Origin of the sequence: Qipengyuania sp. RANM35 (genome assembly GCF_041021145.2) — a bacterium.
Lineage (GTDB): Bacteria > Pseudomonadota > Alphaproteobacteria > Sphingomonadales > Sphingomonadaceae > Qipengyuania > Qipengyuania soli.
The window spans coordinates 2,467,844-2,489,360 of sequence record NZ_CM196433.1 but is presented as its reverse complement, the minus strand read 5'-3'; the positions used below and the strand labels follow the sequence as shown (position 1 = coordinate 2,489,360).

At 63.3% G+C, this 21,517-nt stretch carries 22 protein-coding genes; 13 read left to right on the top strand and 9 right to left on the bottom strand.

The window, feature by feature from the left end:
* The first annotated feature begins 16 nt into the window (after positions 1-16).
* The 3 genes from RAM60_RS12450 to wecC all read left to right on the top strand — a co-directional run bounded on the left by RAM60_RS12450 (position 17) and on the right by wecC (position 3,085).
* The gene (locus tag RAM60_RS12450) at positions 17-580 is read left to right on the top strand and encodes a hypothetical protein (RefSeq protein WP_369026504.1); all 564 of its coding nucleotides are present in this window, start codon (positions 17-19) and stop codon (positions 578-580) included.
* Between the two features lie 44 nt (positions 581-624).
* Positions 625-1,746: a non-hydrolyzing UDP-N-acetylglucosamine 2-epimerase gene (gene wecB / locus RAM60_RS12445; protein WP_369026505.1), complete on the top strand. Its 1,122-nt coding sequence runs from the start codon at positions 625-627 to the stop codon at positions 1,744-1,746.
* Positions 1,747-1,819: 73 nt separating this feature from the next.
* Positions 1,820-3,085, top strand: a complete 1,266-nt coding sequence (gene wecC / locus RAM60_RS12440; RefSeq protein WP_369026506.1) for a UDP-N-acetyl-D-mannosamine dehydrogenase — start codon at positions 1,820-1,822, stop codon at positions 3,083-3,085.
* Between the two features lie 10 nt (positions 3,086-3,095).
* On the opposite strand, the gene fabI is transcribed toward wecC, so the two are convergent.
* Genes fabI through RAM60_RS12425 form a run of 3 tightly spaced genes read right to left on the bottom strand, consistent with a single transcriptional unit; the run spans position 3,096 to position 5,876 of the window.
* Positions 3,096-3,905 carry an enoyl-ACP reductase FabI gene (fabI, locus tag RAM60_RS12435; RefSeq protein WP_200981657.1) on the bottom strand — a complete coding sequence of 270 codons (810 nt, stop codon included), beginning with the start codon at positions 3,903-3,905 and terminating at the stop codon, positions 3,096-3,098.
* Entirely contained in the window at positions 3,893-4,921 is a 1,029-nt protein-coding gene (locus tag RAM60_RS12430) for a YihY/virulence factor BrkB family protein (RefSeq protein ID WP_246449769.1), read from the bottom strand. Before RAM60_RS12430 ends, fabI begins: the two co-directional genes overlap by 13 nt.
* 4 nt (positions 4,922-4,925) lie before the next feature.
* A complete protein-coding gene (locus RAM60_RS12425) occupies positions 4,926-5,876 on the bottom strand; it encodes a DnaJ C-terminal domain-containing protein (RefSeq protein ID WP_369026507.1) in 951 nt (316 codons plus the stop codon).
* Positions 5,877-5,958: 82 nt separating this feature from the next.
* On the opposite strand from RAM60_RS12425, the gene pdxH reads away from it, so the two are divergent.
* Genes pdxH through RAM60_RS12410 form a run of 3 tightly spaced genes read left to right on the top strand, consistent with a single transcriptional unit; the run spans position 5,959 to position 8,284 of the window.
* Positions 5,959-6,564, top strand: a complete 606-nt coding sequence (gene pdxH / locus RAM60_RS12420) for a pyridoxamine 5'-phosphate oxidase (protein ID WP_369026508.1) — start codon at positions 5,959-5,961, stop codon at positions 6,562-6,564.
* Positions 6,561-7,493 carry a cation diffusion facilitator family transporter gene (locus tag RAM60_RS12415; RefSeq protein ID WP_200981654.1) on the top strand — a complete coding sequence of 311 codons (933 nt, stop codon included), beginning with the start codon at positions 6,561-6,563 and terminating at the stop codon, positions 7,491-7,493. Before pdxH ends, RAM60_RS12415 begins: the two co-directional genes overlap by 4 nt.
* Complete coding sequence (locus tag RAM60_RS12410; protein WP_369026509.1) at positions 7,490-8,284, top strand: PhzF family protein; 795 nt, start codon at positions 7,490-7,492, stop codon at positions 8,282-8,284. Before RAM60_RS12415 ends, RAM60_RS12410 begins: the two co-directional genes overlap by 4 nt.
* On the opposite strand, the gene RAM60_RS12405 is transcribed toward RAM60_RS12410, so the two are convergent.
* Positions 8,281-8,445: a hypothetical protein gene (locus RAM60_RS12405; protein ID WP_369026510.1), complete on the bottom strand. Its 165-nt coding sequence runs from the start codon at positions 8,443-8,445 to the stop codon at positions 8,281-8,283. The genes RAM60_RS12410 and RAM60_RS12405 overlap by 4 nt on opposite strands.
* A 3-nt stretch (positions 8,446-8,448) precedes the next feature.
* Positions 8,449-9,579: a serine hydrolase domain-containing protein gene (locus tag RAM60_RS12400; RefSeq protein ID WP_369026511.1), complete on the bottom strand. Its 1,131-nt coding sequence runs from the start codon at positions 9,577-9,579 to the stop codon at positions 8,449-8,451.
* A 29-nt stretch (positions 9,580-9,608) separates the two neighbouring features.
* Between RAM60_RS12400 and RAM60_RS12395 the strand changes: the two genes are divergently transcribed.
* Positions 9,609-9,953, top strand: coding sequence for a hypothetical protein (locus tag RAM60_RS12395; RefSeq protein WP_369026512.1), 345 nt, complete (start codon positions 9,609-9,611; stop codon positions 9,951-9,953).
* On the opposite strand, the gene mnmA is transcribed toward RAM60_RS12395, so the two are convergent.
* On the bottom strand, positions 9,954-11,108 hold the full coding sequence (mnmA, locus tag RAM60_RS12390; protein ID WP_369026513.1) for a tRNA 2-thiouridine(34) synthase MnmA: 1,155 nt from the start codon (positions 11,106-11,108) through the stop codon (positions 9,954-9,956). It lies immediately after the preceding gene.
* Positions 11,109-11,269: 161 nt separating this feature from the next.
* Between mnmA and RAM60_RS12385 the strand changes: the two genes are divergently transcribed.
* From RAM60_RS12385 to RAM60_RS12360, 6 genes are all read left to right on the top strand, one after another.
* Positions 11,270-11,506, top strand: a complete 237-nt coding sequence (locus RAM60_RS12385) for a hypothetical protein (protein WP_510639787.1) — start codon at positions 11,270-11,272, stop codon at positions 11,504-11,506.
* Positions 11,503-11,802, top strand: a complete 300-nt coding sequence (gene sciP, locus RAM60_RS12380) for a CtrA inhibitor SciP (protein ID WP_200981648.1) — start codon at positions 11,503-11,505, stop codon at positions 11,800-11,802. Before RAM60_RS12385 ends, sciP begins: the two co-directional genes overlap by 4 nt.
* A 132-nt stretch (positions 11,803-11,934) precedes the next feature.
* Positions 11,935-12,201, top strand: a complete 267-nt coding sequence (locus RAM60_RS12375) for a GlsB/YeaQ/YmgE family stress response membrane protein (protein WP_200981647.1) — start codon at positions 11,935-11,937, stop codon at positions 12,199-12,201.
* 265 nt (positions 12,202-12,466) lie between these two features.
* Positions 12,467-13,648 carry an efflux RND transporter periplasmic adaptor subunit gene (locus RAM60_RS12370; RefSeq protein WP_369027327.1) on the top strand — a complete coding sequence of 394 codons (1,182 nt, stop codon included), beginning with the start codon at positions 12,467-12,469 and terminating at the stop codon, positions 13,646-13,648.
* Positions 13,649-13,660: 12 nt separating this feature from the next.
* Entirely contained in the window at positions 13,661-17,128 is a 3,468-nt protein-coding gene (locus RAM60_RS12365) for an efflux RND transporter permease subunit (protein ID WP_369026515.1), read from the top strand.
* Positions 17,129-17,193: 65 nt separating this feature from the next.
* Complete coding sequence (locus RAM60_RS12360) at positions 17,194-18,405, top strand: DUF445 domain-containing protein (RefSeq protein ID WP_369026516.1); 1,212 nt, start codon at positions 17,194-17,196, stop codon at positions 18,403-18,405.
* A 29-nt stretch (positions 18,406-18,434) separates the two neighbouring features.
* On the opposite strand, the gene RAM60_RS12355 is transcribed toward RAM60_RS12360, so the two are convergent.
* The 3 genes from RAM60_RS12355 to RAM60_RS12345 form a co-directional block, all read right to left on the bottom strand.
* Positions 18,435-19,274 carry a hypothetical protein gene (locus RAM60_RS12355; RefSeq protein WP_369026517.1) on the bottom strand — a complete coding sequence of 280 codons (840 nt, stop codon included), beginning with the start codon at positions 19,272-19,274 and terminating at the stop codon, positions 18,435-18,437.
* Between the two features lie 172 nt (positions 19,275-19,446).
* Positions 19,447-20,346: a hypothetical protein gene (locus tag RAM60_RS12350; protein WP_369026518.1), complete on the bottom strand. Its 900-nt coding sequence runs from the start codon at positions 20,344-20,346 to the stop codon at positions 19,447-19,449.
* On the bottom strand, positions 20,343-21,455 hold the full coding sequence (locus RAM60_RS12345; RefSeq protein WP_369026519.1) for a hypothetical protein: 1,113 nt from the start codon (positions 21,453-21,455) through the stop codon (positions 20,343-20,345). The genes RAM60_RS12350 and RAM60_RS12345 overlap by 4 nt, the downstream gene beginning before the upstream one ends.
* Positions 21,456-21,517 lie beyond the last annotated feature (62 nt).

Here is a 21,517-nt window from a genome sequence, read left to right as displayed (position 1 = left end):
GTTTCGAGAGGTTACCATGTCGAAGTCCCTGCCGCTGATCGCCGTCATCGCCCTCGGTGCCGCAGCGCCGGCAATGGCGCAGCAGCCCGTCGAAACCCCGGATGACAGCTACAACATGGTCATCGTCTATGGCGACGATGTCTGCCCGCAAAGCACCAGCGACCAGATCGTGGTCTGTGCTCGCAAGGCCGAGCAGGAGCGGTACCGGATTCCCGAACGCCTGCGTTTCTCCGACAGCCCCGAAGGCCAGGCCTGGGCCCAGCGTGTCGAGCGGCTGGAAATGGTCGGCAAGTTCGGCACCATGTCCTGTACCCCGGTCGGCGCAGGCGGCTTCACCGGCTGCACCCAGGAAATGATCGCCAACGCCTATGCCGACAAGGCGCAGGGCTCCGAAGTGCGCTTCAGCGCACTGGTCAACCAGGCGCGTGCCGAACGGCTCGAGGGCGTCGACGAGGCAGCGCGCGAAGAGCAGGAACGCGTCGAGATGATCGAGCGCGAGTACATGGAGCGCCTTGAACGCGAGCGGTCGGGCGAGACGCCCACCATCGAAGCGGAGCCGCTGCCGAGCCCCGAAGGCTGACCGTCGTCTATCGTCGATTAACCAATTGCGGCTAAAGCGCGCGCATGAGTGCGCCGCGCAAGATCCTTACCGTTTTCGGGACCCGCCCCGAGGCCATCAAGCTGTTTCCGCTGGTCCATGCGCTGGAGGCCGACCCGCGCTTCGACAGCCGGGTCTGCGTTTCGGCACAGCACCGCGCGATGCTCGACCAAGTGCTGGCGATCGCAGAGATCGTCCCGGACCACGACCTCGACCTGATGACGCCGGGCCAGACGCTCGATGCGCTGACCGCACGAGCCTTGGTCGAAATCGGCAAGGTGCTCGATGCCGAACAGCCCGACTGGGTGGTGGTGCAGGGGGACACGACAACGGTGATGGCCGGTGCCATCGCCGCCTATTACCGCAAGATTCCCGTATGCCATGTGGAGGCGGGGCTGCGCAGCGGCGACATCCATCATCCGTGGCCCGAAGAGGTGAATCGGCGCGTCGTCGGGACCTTCGCAGCGCTGCATTGCACCCCTACCGAGACGGCGCGGGATGCCCTGCTGCGCGAGAACGTCGATCCGGCGACTGTCCATGTAACCGGCAATACGGTCATCGATGCGCTCCACTGGGTCAGCGAGAAAGTGACGCGTGAACCCCAACTTGCGCGGGGCCTGTCCGAACTGGAGCAGCGGTTTGCCGGCAAGCGCATCATCGGGATGACCAGTCACCGCCGCGAGAACTTTGGCGAGGGGATGCAGAATATTGCCAATGCGGTTAGGCAAATTGCATCCAGAGATGACGTTGCGGTTATTTTTCCGGTGCACCTCAACCCCAACGTAAGGCAAGTCATGAACGCCGAACTGGCCGGTCTCGACAATGTCGCCCTGATCGAACCCCTCGACTACCCGCACTTCGCCCGGCTGCTCGACATCGCGCATCTGATGCTGACCGACAGCGGCGGTGTGCAGGAGGAGGCGCCCGCACTGGGCAAGCCGGTACTGGTGATGCGCGAGACCACCGAGCGGCCCGAGGGTGTCGAGGCGGGAACCGCCAAACTGGTTGGAACCGATGCGGACACCATCGTCCGCGAGACCTTCCGCCTGCTCGACGACGAGCAAGCCTATGCGGCCATGGCACGGGCCCACAATCCGTTCGGTGATGGCCACTCTGCGCAGCGGATTTGCGACCTGCTTGCCGGTTGATCGATAGAGTTACTGTTAAATTTACCGACAGGCGCTAGAGCCTGGGCGAAACGGTTTCAGGGACACGACTTTCATGCGCGGTGACACCAAGCCCGACGTCTGCGTTATCGGCCTCGGCTATATCGGTCTTCCTACGGCGGCTATCATAGCGCGTGCAGGCTGCCCCGTGCTCGGCGTCGATGTCTCCGAGCGCGTTGTCGAGACGATCAATCGCGGCGAAATCCATATCGAGGAGGTCGATCTCGACGGATTGGTCCAGGCGGTCGTCCAACGCGGGCTGCTGCGTGCCTCGACCGAGATTTCGCCTGCCGACGTGTTCGTGATTGCCGTACCGACGCCCTTCGCCAAGGACGGCAATCACACGCCAGACACGAGCTACGTCATGGCCGCGGCGGAGAAAGTCGCCAGCGTCCTCAAGAAGGGCGATACGGTGATCCTCGAATCGACCTCGCCCGTCGGCACGACCGAAGCGATGCGCGACGCAATCGCGGCGGCACGCCCCGACCTCGCCATGCCCGGACTTACCGACGGCCAGCCCGATGTGAGCCTCGCCTATTGCCCGGAGCGCGTCCTGCCCGGCAAGATCCTCGAGGAGCTGACGCATAACGACCGCTCGATCGGAGGCATCACCCCGCGCTGTGCGCGAAAAGCGCTCGCCTTCTACAAACGCTTCGTGAAGGGCGAATGCGTCACGACCGATGCGCGCAGTGCGGAGATGACCAAGCTGGTCGAAAACGCCTTCCGCGACGTGAATATCGCCTTTGCAAACGAGCTTTCGATGATTGCCGACCGGCAGGGGCTCGACGTGTGGGAAGTCATTCGTCTCGCCAATCGCCACCCTCGCGTGAACATCCTCACCCCGGGACCCGGTGTGGGCGGACACTGCATTGCGGTCGATCCGTGGTTCATCGTCCACGGCGCTCCCGAAGAAGCGAAGATCATCCGCCAGGCGCGCGAGACCAACGATGCCAAGATGCATCATGTGCTCGCCCGCGCGAAGGCACTTGTCGAGGTCAATCCCGGTGCGAAGATCGCCTGCCTCGGTCTAGCTTTCAAGGCGAACATCGACGACTTCCGCGAGTCACCGGCACGCTATGTCGCCGCCTCGCTCGCGCGCGAATTCGGCGAAAGAGTACAGGTGGTCGAGCCCTATGCGGGCGGATTGCCCAAGGAGTTCGAGGGAACGGGTGCGGAACTTGTCGACATCGACACCGCGCTCGAGGAATGCGGCGTGCTGATCCCGCTCGTCGATCACGATGTCTTCAAGGTCATCCCGCCCGAGGAACGTGCCAACAAGGCGGTCTACGACACGCGCGGCATCTGGCCGGACGTGGCCTGACCACTAAGGGTCAGCCCTTGTCGAGCGCGATATCGGGCGCGTCTTCCTGCTTCATGCCGACGACATGGTAGCCAGCATCCACGTGGTGCGTTTCCCCGGTCACGCCCGATGACAGGTCCGACAGGAAATAGAGACCCGATCCGCCAACGTCCTCGATGGTGACATTGCGACGTAGCGGCGAGTTGTATTCGTTCCACTTGAGGATGTAGCGGAAGTCGCCGATCCCGCTGGCGGCCAGAGTCTTGATCGGCCCGGCGCTGATCGCATTGACGCGGATGTTCTGCGGACCAAGGTCGTTCGCGAGATACTTCACGCTGGTTTCCAGTGCCGCCTTGGCAACGCCCATGACGTTGTAATGCGGGATGACCTTCTCCGCGCCGTAATAGGTCAGCGTCAGGATCGAACCGCCATTCGGCATCATCGCCGCCGCGCGCTGCGCCACCGCGACGAGCGAGTAGGCCGAAATGTTCATCGTCATCAGGAAGTTGTCGAGACTGGTGTCGACATACTTCCCGCGCAATTCGTTCTTGTCGGAAAAGCCGATCGCGTGGACTACGAAGTCGATCGTGTCCCACCGCGCCTTGAGTGCATCGAAGGCGGCGTCGAGCGCGCCCATGTCGGACACGTCGCATTCGATCAGGAAATCGCTGCCGAGCTGCTCGGCCAGCGGCGCCACGCGCTTCTTCAGCGCCTCTCCCTGGAATGAGAATGCGAGTTCCGCACCATGCTCGCGTAGCTGCTGCGCGATGCCCCAGGCCAGCGACTTGTCGTTGGCGAGGCCCATGATCAGGCCACGCTTGCCTGCCATCAGTCCGACCATGCCGTATCTTCCTCCTCGATTTCACGTTTCAGCGCGGCGCGGCGGCGATCATCCGCCTGCCCGACGAAGTTCATCTCTTCCTCGGGCGTTTCGGCCAGGGCCGCGTTGAGTTCCGCGCCGATAACCACACCGAGCCCGACAAGCCAGAAAAAGAACAGCGCGATCATCACGCCCGCCAGCCCGCCGTAGGTAAGATCGTAAGCGAAAAAGAGGCGCAATACCGGCGGCAGGCCCGTGGTGACGGCGATCCACCACAAGGTGGTCAGCAATACGCCGGGCCATTTGGGATAGCGACGCCTGCGGTATTTGGACGGGGTCAGCGTGTAGAAGATCAGGTAGAGCGAGCCGAACAGGCCGAGTGCGGGAACTATGCGTGTCAGCCGCAGGTCGGAAACGTGGTCGACCAATTGCGGGAAGTAGGCTTCGATCACTTCCTGCGCTGTGCCGATCACAACCTGCGCGATGAGCGACAGCATCAGAAGCATCACGGCCGCCAGGATCACGCCCGAAGAGAACAGGCGGTATTTCCAGAAGGCATGGGTCGGGTGGGTGCCATAGGCCCGGCGCAAGATGTCGCGAATGGTTTCGACAAGGCTGCCAACGGTCCACAGGGCCACGAGCGCGCCCGCCCACAGGAGCCAACCGCTGCGCGCGGAGATCACGTCGCGTGCGACCGGTTCGATGACATTGCCGACGACGGGTGGCAGGGCGAACAGTACGGCATTGATCATGGCCGCCCGCTCCGCCTCTTCCCCGAACAGCGAGAAGATCGCGGCGCCCAGGATGAAGAACGGGAAGATCGCCAGCATGGCGAGGTAGGCAAGGTTGCCCGCGTGGATGAAACCGTCGTTGTACGTGCCGACGATGGTACGCTTGGCCACGTTCCAGGCCCGGGTCCCGGGACCGACGTGGTACTCGATCCGCCCGCGAAGGTGCCGCGCCTCTTCCCTGCGCGCCTCTGGCGAGAGCGAGTGGATTTCCCGCTCTGCCGGTGCCGGGAGTTCGTGCTTGGTCAAACGGTCAGGCTCCCAGGTCTGCCCTCGGGTTCCCTTCGTCCTTCCACCCCTCGAGCCGCTTGGCAAGTTCATCGAGATTTTCAGGCAGCTGGATTTCCAGCGTGACCAGCTGGTCTCCGCGCGTGCCATCCTTGCGGCTGAAGCCCTTCCCCTTGAGGCGCAGGACAGTCCCGCCATGGGTACCCGGCTTGACGGTCATCATCACCGGCCCGTCGACAGTCGGTACGCGAATCTTCCCGCCGTTGAGCGCCTCGTCGAGTGTGATCGGAAGGTCGCAGCGCACGTCGTTGCCATCCCGCTTGAACAAGCGATGCTTGTCGATGTCGATGGTCACGAGGCCGTCGCCAGCTCCGCCGGGGCCGGGTTCGCCCTTTCCCTTGAGGCGCATTTGCGTGCCGGTTTCGACACCCTTGGGCAGTTTGAGGTCGATCGTCTTGCCGTCGGCGAGGGTGATTCGCTGGTCCTGCAGCGTCGCTGCCTCGACAAACGGAACGCGCAGGCGATAGGCGATGTCCGCGCCCTTGCGCGGTGGAGGGGGTGGACGCCTTTGCCCGGCGCTGCCGAACGGACTGCCGCCGCGGCGCGCGCCGCCGCCGCCGAACAAGCCTTCGAAAATGTCGCCGAGGTCCACGCTCTCATTGCCGAAACCCTGGAAATCCTCTGCGCGGAAACCGCGTTGTCCACCGCCTCCGCCGCCGAATCCGCCGCCCATGCCGGCGAACGGGTTCGCCGGATTTCCGTCGGCATCGATCTCGCCGCGGTCGAACCGGGCGCGTTTGTCCTTGTCCGACAGCAGGTCGTAGGCGCGAGTGACTTCGGAGAAGCGCTCTGCCGCCTTGGGATTGTCCGTGTTGCGGTCAGGGTGCAGCTCCTTCGCCAGCTTGCGATAGGCGCTCTTGATGTCCTTTTCTGTCGCATTTCGCGCAACGCCAAGGATGGAATAGGGGTCGGCCATGGCGTGTTAGCTAGGTGTAACAGCACGCGCGCGCAAGCATGGTGCTTCCGTGTTGAGGGACATGGCGTTAGGGCGTCTCGTCATGGACCATGAAAGCGCGATCCCCGAAACCGATCCCTTCGCCCTGTTCGAGGTGTGGTTTGGCGAGGCCAAGGCGAGCGAGCCGAACGATGCCAATGCGATGGCGCTGGCCACCGCAACGCCCGAAGGATTTCCGTCGGTGCGGATGGTGCTCCTCAAAGGCAACGGCCACGATGGCTTCGTGTTCTACACCAACGCCGAAAGTCGCAAGGGTGAGCAGATCCGCGCCAACATGCGCGCCGCGCTGTTGTTCCACTGGAAGAGCCTGCGCCGCCAGATTCGCATCGAAGGCCCGCTGACCGAAGTGAGCGAGGTGGAGGCCGATGCCTATTTCCACTCGCGGCCGCGCGTCTCGCAGATCGGCTCTGCGGCATCCGACCAATCGCGGCCCTTGCCCGCCCGCCAGGTCTATCTCGACCGCGTTGCTGCGCTTGAGGGCCGCTTTCCGGAAGGCGACATACCCCGCCCGCCGCACTGGACGGGCTTCCGCCTGAGCCCGCGGCGGATGGAATTCTGGCGCGACCGCGAGTTCCGACTGCACGACAGGCGCCTCTTCACACGCCATGATGAGAAGGAGGCGTGGTCGAACACGCTGCTCTATCCATGAGCGACAATCGCGCCGCCTTGACCCGTTCGGCCGCACTCGCCTCCATCGCGATGGCGGTGGTGCTGGTCACGCTCAAGACCTGGGCGACCTGGCGCACTGGCTCGACCGCGATGCTGGGGAGCCTGGCCGACTCGGCGCTTGACCTCGTCGCCAGCCTCGCAACGCTCATCGGCGTGTGGATCGCGGCCATGCCCGCCGACGAGGACCATCGTTTCGGCCATCACAAGGCGGAGGCACTGGCCGCCATCGTGCAAGTCATGCTGATTTCGATCTCTGCTTTCGGCATTGCGTTTCGCGCTGTCGAGCGGTTGTTGAGCGGCGGAGAAACCACCGCTGCGGCAGAGGGTATCGGCGTTTCCATTTTCGCGATCCTCGCAACCCTGTGCCTAGTTGCATGGCAACGCCATGTCGTGCGCAAGACCAATTCGGTCGCGATCAAGACCGACAACATCCATTACGAATCGGACCTGTTCCTCAATCTCTCGGTCATCGCCGCGCTGGTCATCGACCAGTACCTGGGCTTCGGCATGGCCGACCCGCTCTTCGGTCTCGGGATTGCCGCATGGCTGGCATGGGGCGCGTTCCACGCGGCGAGCGAGGCGGTCGATCACCTGATGGACAAGGAATGGCCGGACGAGAAGCGTGAGGCATTCCTTGCCGTTCTTGCACGCCATCCCGAACTCCGCGGGGTGCACGACTTGCGCACGCGTACTGCCGGGGCGGTCGATTTCGTGCAGTTCCACGCGGCAATGGACGGATCGAAGCCCTTGCGCGAAGTCCACAAGATCATGGACGAGATCGAAGCGCGCATCGAAGCGGAATTTCCCGGTGTCGAAGTGCTCATTCACCCCGACCCCGAAGGCTTGATAGACGAGGAGGGACCAGCGGCCGAGGAACTTTTGCCCGAGCTGGGGGACCACAAGGCATGACCCGGGCATTGCCCTACTGGCACGTCGATGCCTTTGCCGACCGCCCCTTCGCAGGGAACCAGGCAGCGGTGATGCCACTCGAAGCCTGGCTCGACGACGCGACACTGCTGGCCATTGCCGAAGAAAACATGTTCGCCGAAACCGCCTTCGTCATCCGTGATGCGAGCGGTGCGGCGGACTGGGAACTGCGCTGGTTCACCCCAACCGAGGAAGTCCGGCTGTGCGGCCATGCGACGCTCGCCAGCGGGCATGTCCTGCTCGGGCGGGACGGAGGCGACCGCGTGACTTTCCGTACGCGCCATGCGGGCATTCTCGAAGTGCGCAAGGCTGGCGAGGGCTACGAACTCGGCCTGCCGCTCATCAAAACCGCGCCGCGCGGCTGGGACGAGGCCGTCGCCCTGCTCGGCACAGATCCGCTTGACGTGTGGCGCAACGATACCCGCTACAATGTCTTCCTGTTCGCGGATGAGGCGACGGTGCGCTCACTGACGCCTGACCTGCGCGGGCTCGGGAAACTCGGGAACGACCAGTTTATCTGCACTGCGCCCGGTAGTGCCACCGATGTCGTAAGTCGCGTCTTCGTACCCGGCGGGGGCGTGGACGAGGACAGCGTGACCGGATCGGCCCATGCCGTGCTGACCCATTTCTGGAGCGAGCGGCTGGGGCGCGACAGTTTTACGGCGCACCAGGCGAGCAGACGGGGCGGGACGCTGACCTGTCGGCGTGCGGGTGACCAGGCTTCGCTTGGTGGTCCTTGCGTGACCGTGGTCGAGGGCAAATTCTTCTACTAGAGAACTTCGTAGATCAGGATCGCCAACGCTAAAGCCATGGTCACAAGGAACACCTTGATCGAGAAAGGTCTGATCCGCTCCCGATCCACAGCAAGCTGCTCTTTGTCGGCAATGGCGTAACAAAAGGCCAGAAAGCCGATGAACCCTAGCAAGTATCCCATGGCCTAGCTCGCCGGGTAAAGGTCGATAACGTCGGCCAGTTGCTGGAGCATCGCCTTGCGCTGCGGCGCGTCCGAATGACCGAGCCTTACCACCGTGAGTTTCTGACTCGGCGACACGAAGACGTACTGGCCCATATGGCCGATCATCGCGAAGGCGCTGTGCGGCGCCCGGTCGGGGAAGAGCGGGTGTTCCTCGCCATCGGGCAAAGGTCGGTTGAGCCAGGTTTGCAGGCCGTAATGCGGGGATTTGGGGCTGGGCTTGACCATTTCCTCGACCCAGGCGCGCGGGACCAGCTGTTCGCCGCGATACGAACCCTTGTTGCGCAACATTTCGCCGAACTTGGCCCAGTCGCGTGCCGTTGCATGGATCAGGCTGCCCCCGATCAACGTGCCCGAAGCGTCGAACTCCGGCACTGCAGAGGTCATGCCGAGCGGTCCGAACAGGCGGGAATGGAGGAAGTCGGCCACAGCCTTGCGCCGGGTTTCGGGATCCTTGCTGCCCGTCAGTGCGCGTGCGGCGATGTCGGCAAGGATGACGGTGGTATTGGACGAATATTCGAACTTCGAGCCGGGCTCCGCCTCGAGCGGCTGGGCCGTTGCATAGTCGGCCATGTCGTCACGTCCGTCGAGGAAGAGCATGCGAACCTCGCCGCTTTCGTAAGGCGGATCGCCTGCCTCGGTATGTTCGAGGCCCGACCTCATCTGGAGCAGTTGGCGCAGGGTGATTTCCGCCCGCGGGTCACCGGGACGCTGCCAGCGCGGAACCGGAGCCGGCGCATCGAGCCGCAGCTGTCCGTCGGCCACGAGCATGCCGATCATCACCGCGGTGACCGTCTTGGCCATCGACCAGCTGACGAAGCGGGTGTCCTTGTCGTAGCCCTCGGCATAGCGCTCCGCAGCGATCTTGCCGCCATGCATGACGACCAGCGCTCGCGTCTCGCCTACGCCTTCGCCGGTGAAGACTTCGTCCACCTGGCGGGCCAGTTGATCCTTGGGCGCACCGGCATCCTGCGTCACCGCAGCGAGCGCCTCTTCACTGAGCGGTGGCAATTCGGCGGGACCCGACGAACCGCAGGAAGCAAGGCTTGTGGCAGCAATGAGAAGCGCGATAAGGGGGGCGGACCGCTGGGACATGCGGCGTCACTCGCACGAAGGAATCCCGCTTGGCAACGGCCAAAACCAGCTCCGGCAAAACGCGTATCTGGCTGTGGCTCGCACTCATCGCTCTCGCCATCGGCGGGGCTGCCTGGGTGTTCTATGGCGAGGGTGTGCGCCGCACTGTCGCCGCCGGGACGGCCTATGGCGCGCATGTCGCCTGCTCGTGCCGCTTCATCGAGGGGCGAAGCATGAGCGACTGTGCCAAGGACAAGCTGGAGGGCATGGAATTCGTGCGCTTCAGCGCAGACGAAGAGGCGAAGAGCGTAACCGCTTCGGTGCCGCTGGTTGCCTCGGACACGGCATTCTATCGCGAAGGGTATGGCTGCGTCCTCCAGCCGTGGGAGGGCTGATCAGCCGGCCACACCCCCGGTCGATGCGATCCAGCCTCCGCCGACCACGCGCTCTCCAGCATAGATGACCGCCGCCTGGCCGGGGGCCACGCCGTATTCGGGCTGGACGAAGCGGATCGTAGTGGCGGCATTGTCGCCGAGAGGACCGTCGAGAACAACCGGAACAGGCTTGGCGAGGCTGCGGACCTTGGCGGTCAGCGGGGCGTCAGGCAGCGGCCCGATGCGATTCGTTTCGATGATCCGGGCCGATTCGACCGCGAGCATGCGCTTGGGGCCGACGCGGACCTCGGCAGCTTCGGCATCGATGCCAATGACGTAAAGCGGTTCCGGCTGGCCGCCAATCTCGAGCCCGCGCCGCTGACCGACGGTAAAGTGAATCACCCCGCGATGTTCGCCCAGTTCCTCGCCGGTTGCAGCATGGACGATCTTGCCCGGGCGCACGCCTTCGGGCCGCATCTTGGTGACGATCTTCGCGTAGTCTCCGTCGGGGACGAAGCAAATGTCCTGGCTGTCGGGCTTGTCGGCATTGCGCAGGCCTGCTGCCGCCGCCAGCGCACGCACCTCGTCCTTGGGAAGTCCCCCCAGCGGGAAGCGCAGGAACGCGAGCTGTTCTTCCGTGGTCGCATAGAGGAAATAGGACTGGTCGCGCGCGGGATCGAGCGCCCGATGCAGTTCGGGGCCGGTCGCGCCCATCACCCGGCGAACGTAGTGGCCCGTTGCGAGGCAATCCGCACCCAGCTCCCGCGCCATGGCGAACATGTCGGTGAACTTGGGCCCCATGTTGCAGCGGATGCAGGGGACAGGCGTCTGGCCTGCAAGGTAAGCATCGGCGAATCCTTCGACCACCTCCTCGCGAAAGGCGCTTTCATGGTCGTGGACGTAATGCGCGATGCCCAGGCGTTCGGCGACGTCGCGTGCATCGCGGATATCGTCGCCCGCGCAGCAGGCCCCCTTTCGGCCGGTCGCTGCGCCGTAATCGTAAAGCTGGAGGGTCACCCCGATGACTTCGGCTCCGCTGCGTGCCGCGAGTGCTGCAACGACGGAACTGTCCACCCCGCCAGACATGGCGACCACGATCCGGCACTCTTCCGCCGGACGCGGAAGGTCGAACAGCGCCGCGGCGGCGGCCGGGGAAAGTTCTGCGGTGGTGGGCATGGCGCGCCCATACACGGGCAGGGGGCTTGCCACCAGAGGGCAGTGCCCAGCGCCGTATGCGATGTTTTACGGATCGTTCACCATGCGCTGTTATCCACAGTCGAATGTACGAGGGGCATTTCAACAGGGCAGGGTTCCCGGACACGCGGGATGGCGCGGATTTGCGCCGTTTCCAGTGGACGGATCTCGTTGCCCGCATCGCCGCGACTCGCGATCTTCGCGAGGAGTTTGCGCGTATCGAGGCCGGCTTCGGCGCATTCGCCGAGGTTCGCCGTGAAGGGAATGAAAAGGGTAAATGCCCGGGTAACCATGAAGCTTCAGGTCATGGAAAAGCCACGGGTTTAGGCCTCGGGTCAGCCGCAAGTGATGCGGTGCATGGCGATCGAGAGAAAGAATGATTGAGAACCAGGATATCCGCCCTGCACAGGTGATTGGCCCGCTCGGGGAGCCGTTGACGCTCGCCGACCTGCCGTCGCCGGGCACCAAGCGCTGGGTCGTGCGCCGCAAGGCCGAGGTGGTTGCCGCGGTCAACGGCGGGCTGCTGTCGATCGACGAGGTTCTTGAGCGTTACAGCCTCAGCCTCGAAGAGTTCGCCTCCTGGCAACGCGCCGTCGATCGCTCCGGCATGCAGGGCCTGCGCGTTACGCGCATCCAGCATTACCGCGATCTTTACGAGCGCCAGCTCAAGTACTGACGCGCCCGCTTCGGGAACAAAACGACAATCCACTCGCTCCAGCTGTATCCCCGGTAAACAACGGGGAACCGTTTCGTCCTGCTGTCCGTTAAGGGGGGCACACGGTCGACGGGAAATACAGGAGGAAATAGAATGGGTTGGATTATTGCTATTATCGTTGGCGGCGTTGCCGGCTGGCTCGCAAGCCTGGTCATGAACCGTGATGCCTCGATGGGCATTTTCTGGAACATCGTCGTCGGAATCATCGGTGCGATCATCGGCAACCTGCTCGCAGGTCCGCTGTTCGGCATCGACACCACTATCCAGACTTTCAACCTTCCGGGCTTCCTGGTCGCCATCGTCGGTGCCATTGTCCTGCTCGGCATTGCGAATATGGTTCAGCGCGGCCGCGTCCGTTAAGTAACCGCAATCGCGAAAGTAAAAGCGGGGTCTCCATTTTCGGAGACTCCGCTTTTTCTATTTCTCGACATATTTCCGCGCCTTGGGCCCGTCAGGTTATGTTGTAACCGCGCGACATTGGTCTGCCGGAATTTGCGCTTCGCAGAACGGCGCGTTGCCCTTGCCCAATTGGCGGTTTATCGCCCCTTTCGGTAAATTCTTGCGTTCAGTGATATAGCAAGATAATACACCACGTCCGAGTGACGAGTACCGGGGCATGATGGCGATGAATTACGAGACGGGATTTGAAACGCGCGATGCGGGCACGATCGGCTTTGTCGCCGACGGCGAAGGCTCGGCTTCGTCCGGACGCAGGAAGATTATCGCGGCCGTTGTCGCCCTCGCGGCGCTGATCCTGATCGCCTATGTCGTATTCGGCCGCTCCGGAACTGCGCCGACTGACGAGAACGAGCAGCAGCTTCCCACCGTCACCGTCGTTGCCCCCGGCCGCACGACCGTTTCCGGCCAGATAGTGGCCACTGGCACGTTGGCGGCTCGCCGCGATATGCCGGTCGGCGCTGTCGGTGAAGGCGGACGCGTCATTGCGATACCGGTCGAAGCCGGCGATTGGGTGCGCCAGGGCCAGGTTCTTGCGGTCATCGATCGCTCGGTCCAGTCCCAGCAGGCGCAGAGTGCCGCGGCCCAGATCCAGGTCGCACAGGCAGATGCGAACCTCGCTCAGGCCAATCTCGACCGTTCGCTCAAGCTGGTTGAGCGCGGCTTCGTGTCGACCGCCGACGTCGATCGGCTAACTGCGACGCGCGATGCTGCTGTCGCCCGCGTCCGCGTGGCACAAGCGCAGTTGCGCGAGTTGCAGGCACGCAATGCGCGCCTGAATATTGTAGCTCCGGCGGCAGGCCTTGTTCTCGAACGCAATGTCGAGGTCGGCCAGACAGTGGCAGGCGGTGCGCAGGCGCTGTTCCGCATCGCTCGCGGGGGCGAGATGGAGATGCTCGCCAAGCTGAGCGAGAGCGACCTTGCCAAAATCGGCGCCGGCAAGACGGCCAAGGTGCAGCCCGTCGGTTCGGAAAAGACTTTTTCGGGCCAGATCTGGCAGATTTCGCCGACCATCAGCAACGCCGATCGCCAGGGTACGGCACGGATTGCGCTGCCTTACGCTCCCGAACTTCGCCCCGGTGGCTTCGCAACCGCGACCATTGAAAGCGGCGCGGTCGTGGCGCCTGTCCTGCCTGAATCGGCGGTCCTGTCCGATCGCGAGGGAGCATTCGTTTACATCGTAGATAGCGAGGGCAAGGCGAAACGGCGCCCGATCACCACCGGTGCGGTCACGCCGCAGGGTATCGTGGTGACCGAGGGCCTCAACGGCAAGGAGCGCGTCGTGCTTCGAGCCGGCGGCTTCCTGACCGAAGGCGAAACGGTGAAGCCGCAGATGGCCAAGGGTAGCTGAGGCAGTCGACCGATGAACTTCCGCAATATCTCGGCCTGGTCGATCCGCAACCCGACCATTCCCCTGGTCGCGTTTACCGCGCTGCTGCTCGCGGGTCTGATCGCGTTTATGCGCATGGACGTGGTCAACAACCCCGACATCGAATTCCCGGCGGTCAATGTCTCGATTTCGCAGCCGGGTGCTGCCCCGACCGAGATCGAGAACCAGATCACCCAACGCGTCGAGGCGGCCGTCCGTTCGATCAACGGCGTAAATTCGATCAATTCGACCGCGCGGGAAGGCAACTCCAACACCTTCATCGAGTTCGAGATCGGTATCGACCCGAACGACGCGGTTTCGGAGGTAAAGAACGCCATCGACACGGTTCGCGGGAGCCTGCCGGACGGCATTCTCGAACCGCGTGTCACCAAGGAGGAAATCTCCGGCGGCTTCCTCGCAATCTATGCGGTCGAAGCCGATGACATGACCATCGAGCAATTGAGCTGGTTCATCGACGATACGGTGGCCAAGCGTCTGCTCGGCATCGAAGGCATGGCCGAGGTCAATCGCTTCGGCGGCGTCGATCGGGAAATCGAGGTCATCCTCGACCTGCCCAAGATGCAGGCACTCGGTGTGACCGCCAGCCAGATCAACAACGTTCTGCGCGCGAACAATCTCGATACTGCAGGCGGCACTGCCGAAGTGGGGGGCACGCGCCAGTCGGTCCGCGTCCTCGGTAACAATGCCGATGCATTCGAACTGAGCCAGCGCCAGATCCAGCTGGGCGGCGGCCGGACCATCAAGCTGGCCGACGTGGCCACCGTGCGTGACGGAAATTCGGAGCAAACCTCCATCGCCACCGTCCGGGGCAAGCAGGTCGTGAACTTCGCCATGAGCCGCGCAAAGGGTGCTTCGGACGTCACGGTTTACGAAGAGGCGGTGAAGGAAATCGAGAAGATCCAGGCGGAGACGCCGGGCATCAAGTTCATCCCCCTTTTCAACACGGTGAAGTACACCAAGGAACAGTACGAAAGCGCCATGGCCGCGATGATCGAGGGTGCCATCCTCGCCGTCGTCGTGGTGTTCTTCTTCCTGCGCGACTGGCGCGCGACAGCAATTTCCGCAGTCGCCATTCCGCTGTCGGCCATTCCGACCTTCTGGTTCATGGACCTGCTGGGTTTCAACCTGAACCAGCTCTCGCTGCTGGCCTTGGCATTGGTTGCAGGCGTGCTGGTCGACGATGCGATCGTGGAGATCGAGAACATCGTCAGACACATGCGCATGGGCAAGACCGCCTACCAGGCCTCGATCGACGCTGCCGACGAGATCGGCTTGCCGGTGGTTGCCACCAGCTTCTGTATCGTTGCGGTATTCTTCCCCGTCGGCGCGATGCCGGGCATTTCGGGCCAGTTCTTCAAGAATTTCGGCCTGACGGTCGTCGTTGCCGTGCTCATGTCGCTGGCCGTTGCCCGCATGATCACGCCCATGCTGGCCGCCTATTTCCTCAAGGCGCAGGGACAGGCTGCACACGGCGAAGGTCCGCTGATGGACCGTTACATGGAAGTCCTCAGGTGGTCGCTCGACCGCGGCAAGATGTATGCGGCACGCGAAGGGCTGGAAGGTCCGCGCCATCGCTGGCTCTATGTCCTTGGCCTGTTGTTCACTGTGCTCGCAGCGCTTGCTGTCGCGGGCGCCGCTATCTTCGCCGTGTTCAATGCGATCAATGGCCTGGGACTGCCCGCGCTGATCACCGGCGGATCGGAAAATATCTTTGCTGTCGTCGTCGCCAAGATCATCGAGATCATCCAGGTGGCGATAGCGCTTGGTGCTGGACTGTTGGCCGTACTGGCGCTGTTCAAGCTGATCGGCTTCATCGTCGGACTGTTTGGCGATCATATGCGTCAGGTGTGGAAGTATCTCCACGCCCGCTTCCTCGACCATCGGGTATGGATGCTGGGTATCGGTTATTTCTCGCTGATGCTGACTATCCTGTTGTTCACCATCGTCCCGGCGCAGTTCCAGCCGGTGATCGACAGCGAAAACAGCCGCATCGAGATCGAGATGGTGCCCGGCACTACGCTGGAAACCACGCGCGAAGTCGCCGACCGCGTGTCGAAGGTGCTTTACGAGCAGCCCGAGGTCGAGCTGGCGCTGGAACGCGTGCGCGAAGGCCAGGCGACAATCTACATCACGCTCAAGGAAGACCGCGAGCGCAGCTCGATCGACTTCGAGCGCAGCCTCGCTCCGCAATTCGCGCAGATGGCCGACGCACGCATCCGCTTTGCATCGCAATCGGGCGGCTTCGGCTCGGGCCGCGACATGACCATCATGCTCGCCGGATCCGATCCCGAACTCCTCGAGGAAACGGCCGCCACGCTGGTCGAGCAGATGAAGGGTATCGATACCCTGGTTGCGCCGCGCATCAGTGCTGACGTCAACCGGCCCGAAATCATCATTCGCCCGCGCGAAGATCTCGCCGCAGACCTTGGCGTGACCACGGTGGCGCTGAGCCAGACCATCCGCATCGCCACCATGGGCGAGATCGAGCAGAATGCCGCGAAGTTCTCGCTCTCGGACCGCCAGATCCCGATCCGCGTCATGCTGCCCGAGGAATCGCGCGAAAGCCTAGAAACGATCAAGAACTTGCCGGTGCAGACAGCGAGCGGTGGTTCGGTCCCGCTGTCCCGCGTGGCCGAAATCACTTTCGGTTCGGGCCCGACAGCTATTCAGCGCTACAACCAGAACCGCCGCGTCCTCGTGGGTGCCGACCTTGCCCAGGGCGTTATCAAGGGTGAAGCCCAGAAGAAGATCGACGAGCTTCCGATCCTCAAGGACCTGCCACAGGGCGTCATCCGCGACGTGGTCGGCGAGGACGAGTGGCAGGCAGAAATGCTGCAGAACCTGATGATTGCCATCGTCGCCGGCTTCTTCCTCGTTTTCGCCGTGCTGGTCCTCCTCTACAAGCGCATCATCAGTCCGCTGGTGAACATGACCTCGCTGCTGCTTGCGCCCTTGGGAGGCATCCTGCTTGTCTGGCTGTTCGGCCAGCCGCAATCGATGCCCATCTATATCGGTATCCTGCTGCTTCTCGGCATCGTGTCGAAGAACTCGATCCTGTTGATCGACTTCGCGATCGAGGAAATGGCCAAAGGCACGCGCAAGCTTCACGCCCTGCTCGATGCTGGCCACAAGCGTGCCCAGCCGATCGTTATGACCACGGTGGCGATGACCGCAGGCATGGTGCCGACTGCGCTCTCGGGCGTCCTTGGAGCAGGCGACGGTGCGTGGCGCGCGCCGATGGGGACCATGGTGATTGGCGGCCTGATCCTTTCTACCCTGCTCACCCTGCTCATCGTGCCAGCAGGCTTCAGTCTTGCTGACGGCTTCGAAAAGCGTGCCGGCCCGTGGCTGCGCGGTCGTTTGCTCACCTACAAGGAAGGTGACGACAAGCGCGGCATCGTGGGCGGCGGCCAGGCGCCGGAGGCAGAGCCCGCGGAGTGAGTGACCACTTGCCCGCGGGTTCGGCATTTGCCGGCCCTCAGCTAGCGCCCGACCGCGCGCGGGTGATGCGGCGAACTGCCACCGGATTGATCGTCCTGATGGCGGGGCTGTTCCTGCTCTCCGGGCGCTACCTCGATCTGCACCCCGCTTGGGGCTATCTCCACGCTTTTGCGGAAGCAGCCATGGTCGGCGGACTCGCCGATTGGTTCGCGGTTACGGCGCTGTTCCGCCGTCCGCTCGGCCTGCCCATCCCGCACACCGCCATCATCCCTGAAAACAAGGACCGTATCGCCGACACCATGGCGCAGTTCCTGCGCGAGAACTTCCTCACCCCCGCGGTCGTCGGCCGACGCATGGGCACGATGAACTTGGCCAAGGCGGTCGGCAGCTACCTTGCCGATCCCAAGTCGGCCCGCGACTCCCGCATCCGCGCAGGCGCAGGCGAGCTTGCGATCGAAGTGCTGCAGTCGCTGGATCCCGACCGGCTCGGCGGGCAGGTACGCGGGGGCATAAAGGCGCAGCTGGAGAAGCTCGACATCGCCCCGTTGCTGGGCGGCATGCTCGAAGCGATGATCGCCGACGGCCGGCACAAGCCGCTCATCGACAAGATCATCCGCTGGGCAGGGCTGGTGCTGGAGGACAACGAAACACTGGTGCGTGACATGGTGCACAAGCGCGCCAATGCCGTGCTGCGCTTTACCGGCCTTGATGAGCGGTTGGCCAATTCGGTCATCGATGGGCTCTACAAGCTGCTGGCGGAAGTCCTCGTCGATCCGGAGCATCCCCTGCGTGACAAGATAGAGGAAGGTCTACATGAACTTGCAAAGGGTCTACGCGAAGACCCCGAGATGCAGGAGCGGGTCGAGCGGATGAAGCGCGAACTGCTCAACAATCCTGCCATCGGCGACTGGTGGCAGGGCGTGTGGGAGCGCCTGCGTGCAGGCCTCATCAAGTCGATCCGATCGAACGGCGGCGCGGGCGAAGGCTATCTCGGGGAAACCCTGGGAGAACTGGGCGCAGCCCTGCGGGACGACGAGCGATTGCAGCGCCAGGTCAACCGCTTTGCGCGCCGTACCGCTGTCGGGATTGCCACGCGCTACGGCGACCAGATCGTCAGGCTGGTGTCGGAAACCGTGAAGCGCTGGGACGCGCAGACCATCACCGACCGGGTCGAAGGCGCTGTCGGCCGCGACCTCCAGTTCATTCGTATCAACGGTACGATGGTCGGCGGGCTCGTTGGCCTGACGCTCCACTTCCTGTCGGAGACGATAGGTTAGGCAGGTGCTGCTGTGTGGCAGCGCCGCGCTCATCCGATCCGATAGGCGATCCGAGCGGTGTAGAAGGACCTGACAGGCTCGCCGGCGGCGTCTCGTGCAGGCTCCATTACCGCTCGCGTCGTAAATGCGAAGCAGGGATGGCGCTTCATGTCGAAATCCTCGGCCAGGGTCTGGTTGGTGAGGACGCACTCCTCGACCGCGCCATTGGTACCCACCATGATCCGCAAGTGGAAAGTGGCCTGGGCACCTTTCCTCAGCGCCCCTGCAGGATAGGTGCTCATTATGTATTGGACCACCTTGGGCATGTTGGTGGCCTTGGGAGGGCTCACTACCCTCCTTTGCTCCGCCGGATCGAGGCCCCAGTGCCTAACGAGGTCCTCCATGCATGCATTCATCGCAGCGAGGACCGGTTTCAGACCTCCCGTTTCGATGACCACATCCGTTCGGCCCGACTGCGATAATGTCAGCGAAGTTATTTGGGCAGCGCGGTCGGAATCGAGTTGCTCGAGTCCGCGAGGACGAGCTTGCCAGTCACGCTCGTCATCATCGTTCGAGTTCACATCCTCTTGCGAAGGGTCGTCACTCACGATCTTGCTTCTGGCGCCAACGAGATTCCCGAAGTCGCCGAAACTTGTTTTGGTGAACTCGAAATCATCGCTCTTGCCGCCAGGGCCGAACGCATAAGTGGTCTTCCGATCGCTGCGAAACCCGGCGACCTCGCGTGCCGCAACGGCCCAATCGGCTTCCTCAGATGGCGACCACTGTTCAAGATAGAATGCGGCCTTCTGCTCTTCGCTACCGAACACACGTGCGATGCGGCACTTGTTTTCGCCCATGTCCAGGTTCCACTGGCCTATCGGCTTGAGCACGATCGGAGCCCTGTCTGCGCCCCGTGCCGCTACAGGTGCAATTGCCAGCGAAAGGCATGCCGATGCCAAGAGTGATTTCGTAACCATTTGCGACCCCAAACTTTCAAATCCGGATCAGCCTAGAAAGGCTGTTTGACCTTTGCGAGTACGAATACGACATGGCGCGGGCCGGTCAGCCAGGCGCTTTGCCTTTGACCGCGGTCTCACCGCTCTCGGTCATGGCAGCGTCGTAGGCAGTGACCAGCGTGTCGAAAGCATCGCGGAAGGCACGCGCCTCGCGATGGAAGGGTACGCCTGTTCCCTCGCTGACCACGTCCGAGAGCAGCCACGCAAGATGGTTGCGGCCGGCCGCTTCGCGCTCGCCCGCGGCGCTACGCTCGATGAGCGTGAGCATGGCGTTCTCCACCTCGCCATAGCGCTCGCTCCAGATACGGACCCAGTTGCGACCTTGTTCGCCGTAGCGCCTCAGCCAGATCACCTGCGGATCGGCAGGATCAATCTCGCTGGCCGGTGCCTCGATGACCTTCCGCCGCTGTTCGAGGAGGAAGTCGAAGGTCGTGCGGCTGTCGGCCTTCCAATGGTCGACAAGCTGTCGGTCGGGGCGTGAAAAGTCGCCTGTCGGATAGAGGAAGCGATCCATGAAGATGGGGTGGTCGAAGGTAAGTTCGCGCAGCTCGGGCAGCTCGAGATAAATCGCCATCTCGGTCAGGGTGGACGCCTGCCGCTCGTTGGCGAAGTTCTTCGATTCCAGCATCGCGACACTGCAATCGCGCAAATAGGGCAGCGTGGCGCCGTGGTAGATCTCGTGGAGATAGCGCAGGTCGCGGATGTGCGGATTGTCGTAATCGCACAGCAGGATGCCGCCCCACCAGGTCGAGAAGTGCGTCCACTCGATGTCCGGCTCGGATGGTTCGTAGAAGAAGCGCGGGACCTTGCCGAAGCGATCGACGATATCGTGGACCATCCCGCCCTTGCGGTGCGACTCCGCGATCGGGCCGTCCGCCCAAAGGTTCAATACATACTCGTGGATTTCGTCGCGCGAGATCAGCAGGTCGATGCGATCGGCCCTCATGCGAGGCCCTCCGCTCGCCAGCGTTCGAGGAGCTGCGGCGCGGTGCTGGCGGCGAGCCTGGGATCGATAAGGGCCGCCATGGCGGGGGTCGCGCACAGGCGGACGACGGCCTCGTCACCCGACCCGCGATGGAGCATGCGTACCAATGTGCTGTCGGCATCGGAGACGGGTGCGGTAGCGAGCAGGTTCACGTCGGCGGGCTGAAGACGTTCAACGTCGAGGAGGCGTCCGATTCCTCGTGTCGCTTCAGCCTGCACCCCGGCGTAACGACGGGGCAGTTCGTGGACGCCGAATCTGTCCATCATCGCGCTGCCCCAGGCAAGGCTGAGGAGGTTCTTGAACCACTTGTTGCCGAACAGCGCTGGACTCTCCTCGCGCGAAAAGACGCCGCCGACGCGGTGGTAGTATCCGCCGAAGGGCTTGGAATGGCTGAATACGAAATGCGCTACGTTGGGCAGGTCGATCGCCACCTCGAATGCGCGCGCCACGTTCCCGACATAGGTGAGGTCGGGGACGAGAGCGATGTCGGGTCGTTCTTCCGCCAGCCCTCGGGCAAAAGCGTCGAAATGCGGCCAGACGCTCCCGTCGATTGCTGATGGCTGGCTGATCCAGAACTGCGCGTTGCGCTCGGCGTGACTTGCAACTTCCATCCACTCGATTCGACTGTGCCGCACCAACGGCAGCCCCAGACTTGCAGCGTAGGCTGGAAATCCCTCGTACTCTCCGTCGAAGATATGGATCGAGGGCGCAAACCCCTCGCTACGGGCGCGGGCGGCATACTCGGCCATCAGCTTGAAGATACCCTCGCTCGCCCCAGCGGTGGGATAGCGGTGCGGGAACGCGGCGGCTTCGAACTTCACGACCGGCGCGGACCACGCGATCCAGCGCTCGAAATAGCCCTCGTGCAGAGCGTCCTGCTTCTGGGTCCAGGCTTCGCGGTAGTGTTCGAGCAGCCCGGCATCGCGCCCCGCAGGACCGCCGTCCATGACCTCGGCCAGCACCGCCTCGCTCTCGGGCATGACCAGCGAATAGATTGTGCCCGACGCACCCGCGGCAAGCAGCGCCTGCTTCACATCCCCCTGCGAATAGGAAGGAAGGTGATCGGTCATGCATCCCTCATGCAACGAAAAAGGCCCGGGCGAAATACCCGGGCCTCCTTATGCAAGTGAAC

Coding starts and splice junctions, on each gene's coding strand:
- RAM60_RS12450 (WP_369026504.1), top strand. CDS start 17: ATGTCGAAGTCCCTGCCGCTGATCGCCGTCATCGCCCTCGGTGCCGCA.
- wecB (WP_369026505.1), top strand. CDS start 625: ATGAGTGCGCCGCGCAAGATCCTTACCGTTTTCGGGACCCGCCCCGAG.
- wecC (WP_369026506.1), top strand. CDS start 1,820: ATGCGCGGTGACACCAAGCCCGACGTCTGCGTTATCGGCCTCGGCTAT.
- fabI (WP_200981657.1), bottom strand. CDS start 3,905: ATGGTCGGACTGATGGCAGGCAAGCGTGGCCTGATCATGGGCCTCGCC.
- RAM60_RS12425 (WP_369026507.1), bottom strand. CDS start 5,876: ATGGCCGACCCCTATTCCATCCTTGGCGTTGCGCGAAATGCGACAGAA.
- pdxH (WP_369026508.1), top strand. CDS start 5,959: ATGGACCATGAAAGCGCGATCCCCGAAACCGATCCCTTCGCCCTGTTC.
- RAM60_RS12415 (WP_200981654.1), top strand. CDS start 6,561: ATGAGCGACAATCGCGCCGCCTTGACCCGTTCGGCCGCACTCGCCTCC.
- RAM60_RS12410 (WP_369026509.1), top strand. CDS start 7,490: ATGACCCGGGCATTGCCCTACTGGCACGTCGATGCCTTTGCCGACCGC.
- RAM60_RS12405 (WP_369026510.1), bottom strand. CDS start 8,445: ATGGGATACTTGCTAGGGTTCATCGGCTTTCTGGCCTTTTGTTACGCC.
- RAM60_RS12400 (WP_369026511.1), bottom strand. CDS start 9,579: ATGTCCCAGCGGTCCGCCCCCCTTATCGCGCTTCTCATTGCTGCCACA.
- mnmA (WP_369026513.1), bottom strand. CDS start 11,108: ATGCCCACCACCGCAGAACTTTCCCCGGCCGCCGCCGCGGCGCTGTTC.
- sciP (WP_200981648.1), top strand. CDS start 11,503: ATGATTGAGAACCAGGATATCCGCCCTGCACAGGTGATTGGCCCGCTC.
- RAM60_RS12375 (WP_200981647.1), top strand. CDS start 11,935: ATGGGTTGGATTATTGCTATTATCGTTGGCGGCGTTGCCGGCTGGCTC.
- RAM60_RS12370 (WP_369027327.1), top strand. CDS start 12,467: ATGAATTACGAGACGGGATTTGAAACGCGCGATGCGGGCACGATCGGC.
- RAM60_RS12365 (WP_369026515.1), top strand. CDS start 13,661: ATGAACTTCCGCAATATCTCGGCCTGGTCGATCCGCAACCCGACCATT.
- RAM60_RS12360 (WP_369026516.1), top strand. CDS start 17,194: ATGCGGCGAACTGCCACCGGATTGATCGTCCTGATGGCGGGGCTGTTC.
- RAM60_RS12350 (WP_369026518.1), bottom strand. CDS start 20,346: ATGAGGGCCGATCGCATCGACCTGCTGATCTCGCGCGACGAAATCCAC.
- RAM60_RS12345 (WP_369026519.1), bottom strand. CDS start 21,455: ATGACCGATCACCTTCCTTCCTATTCGCAGGGGGATGTGAAGCAGGCG.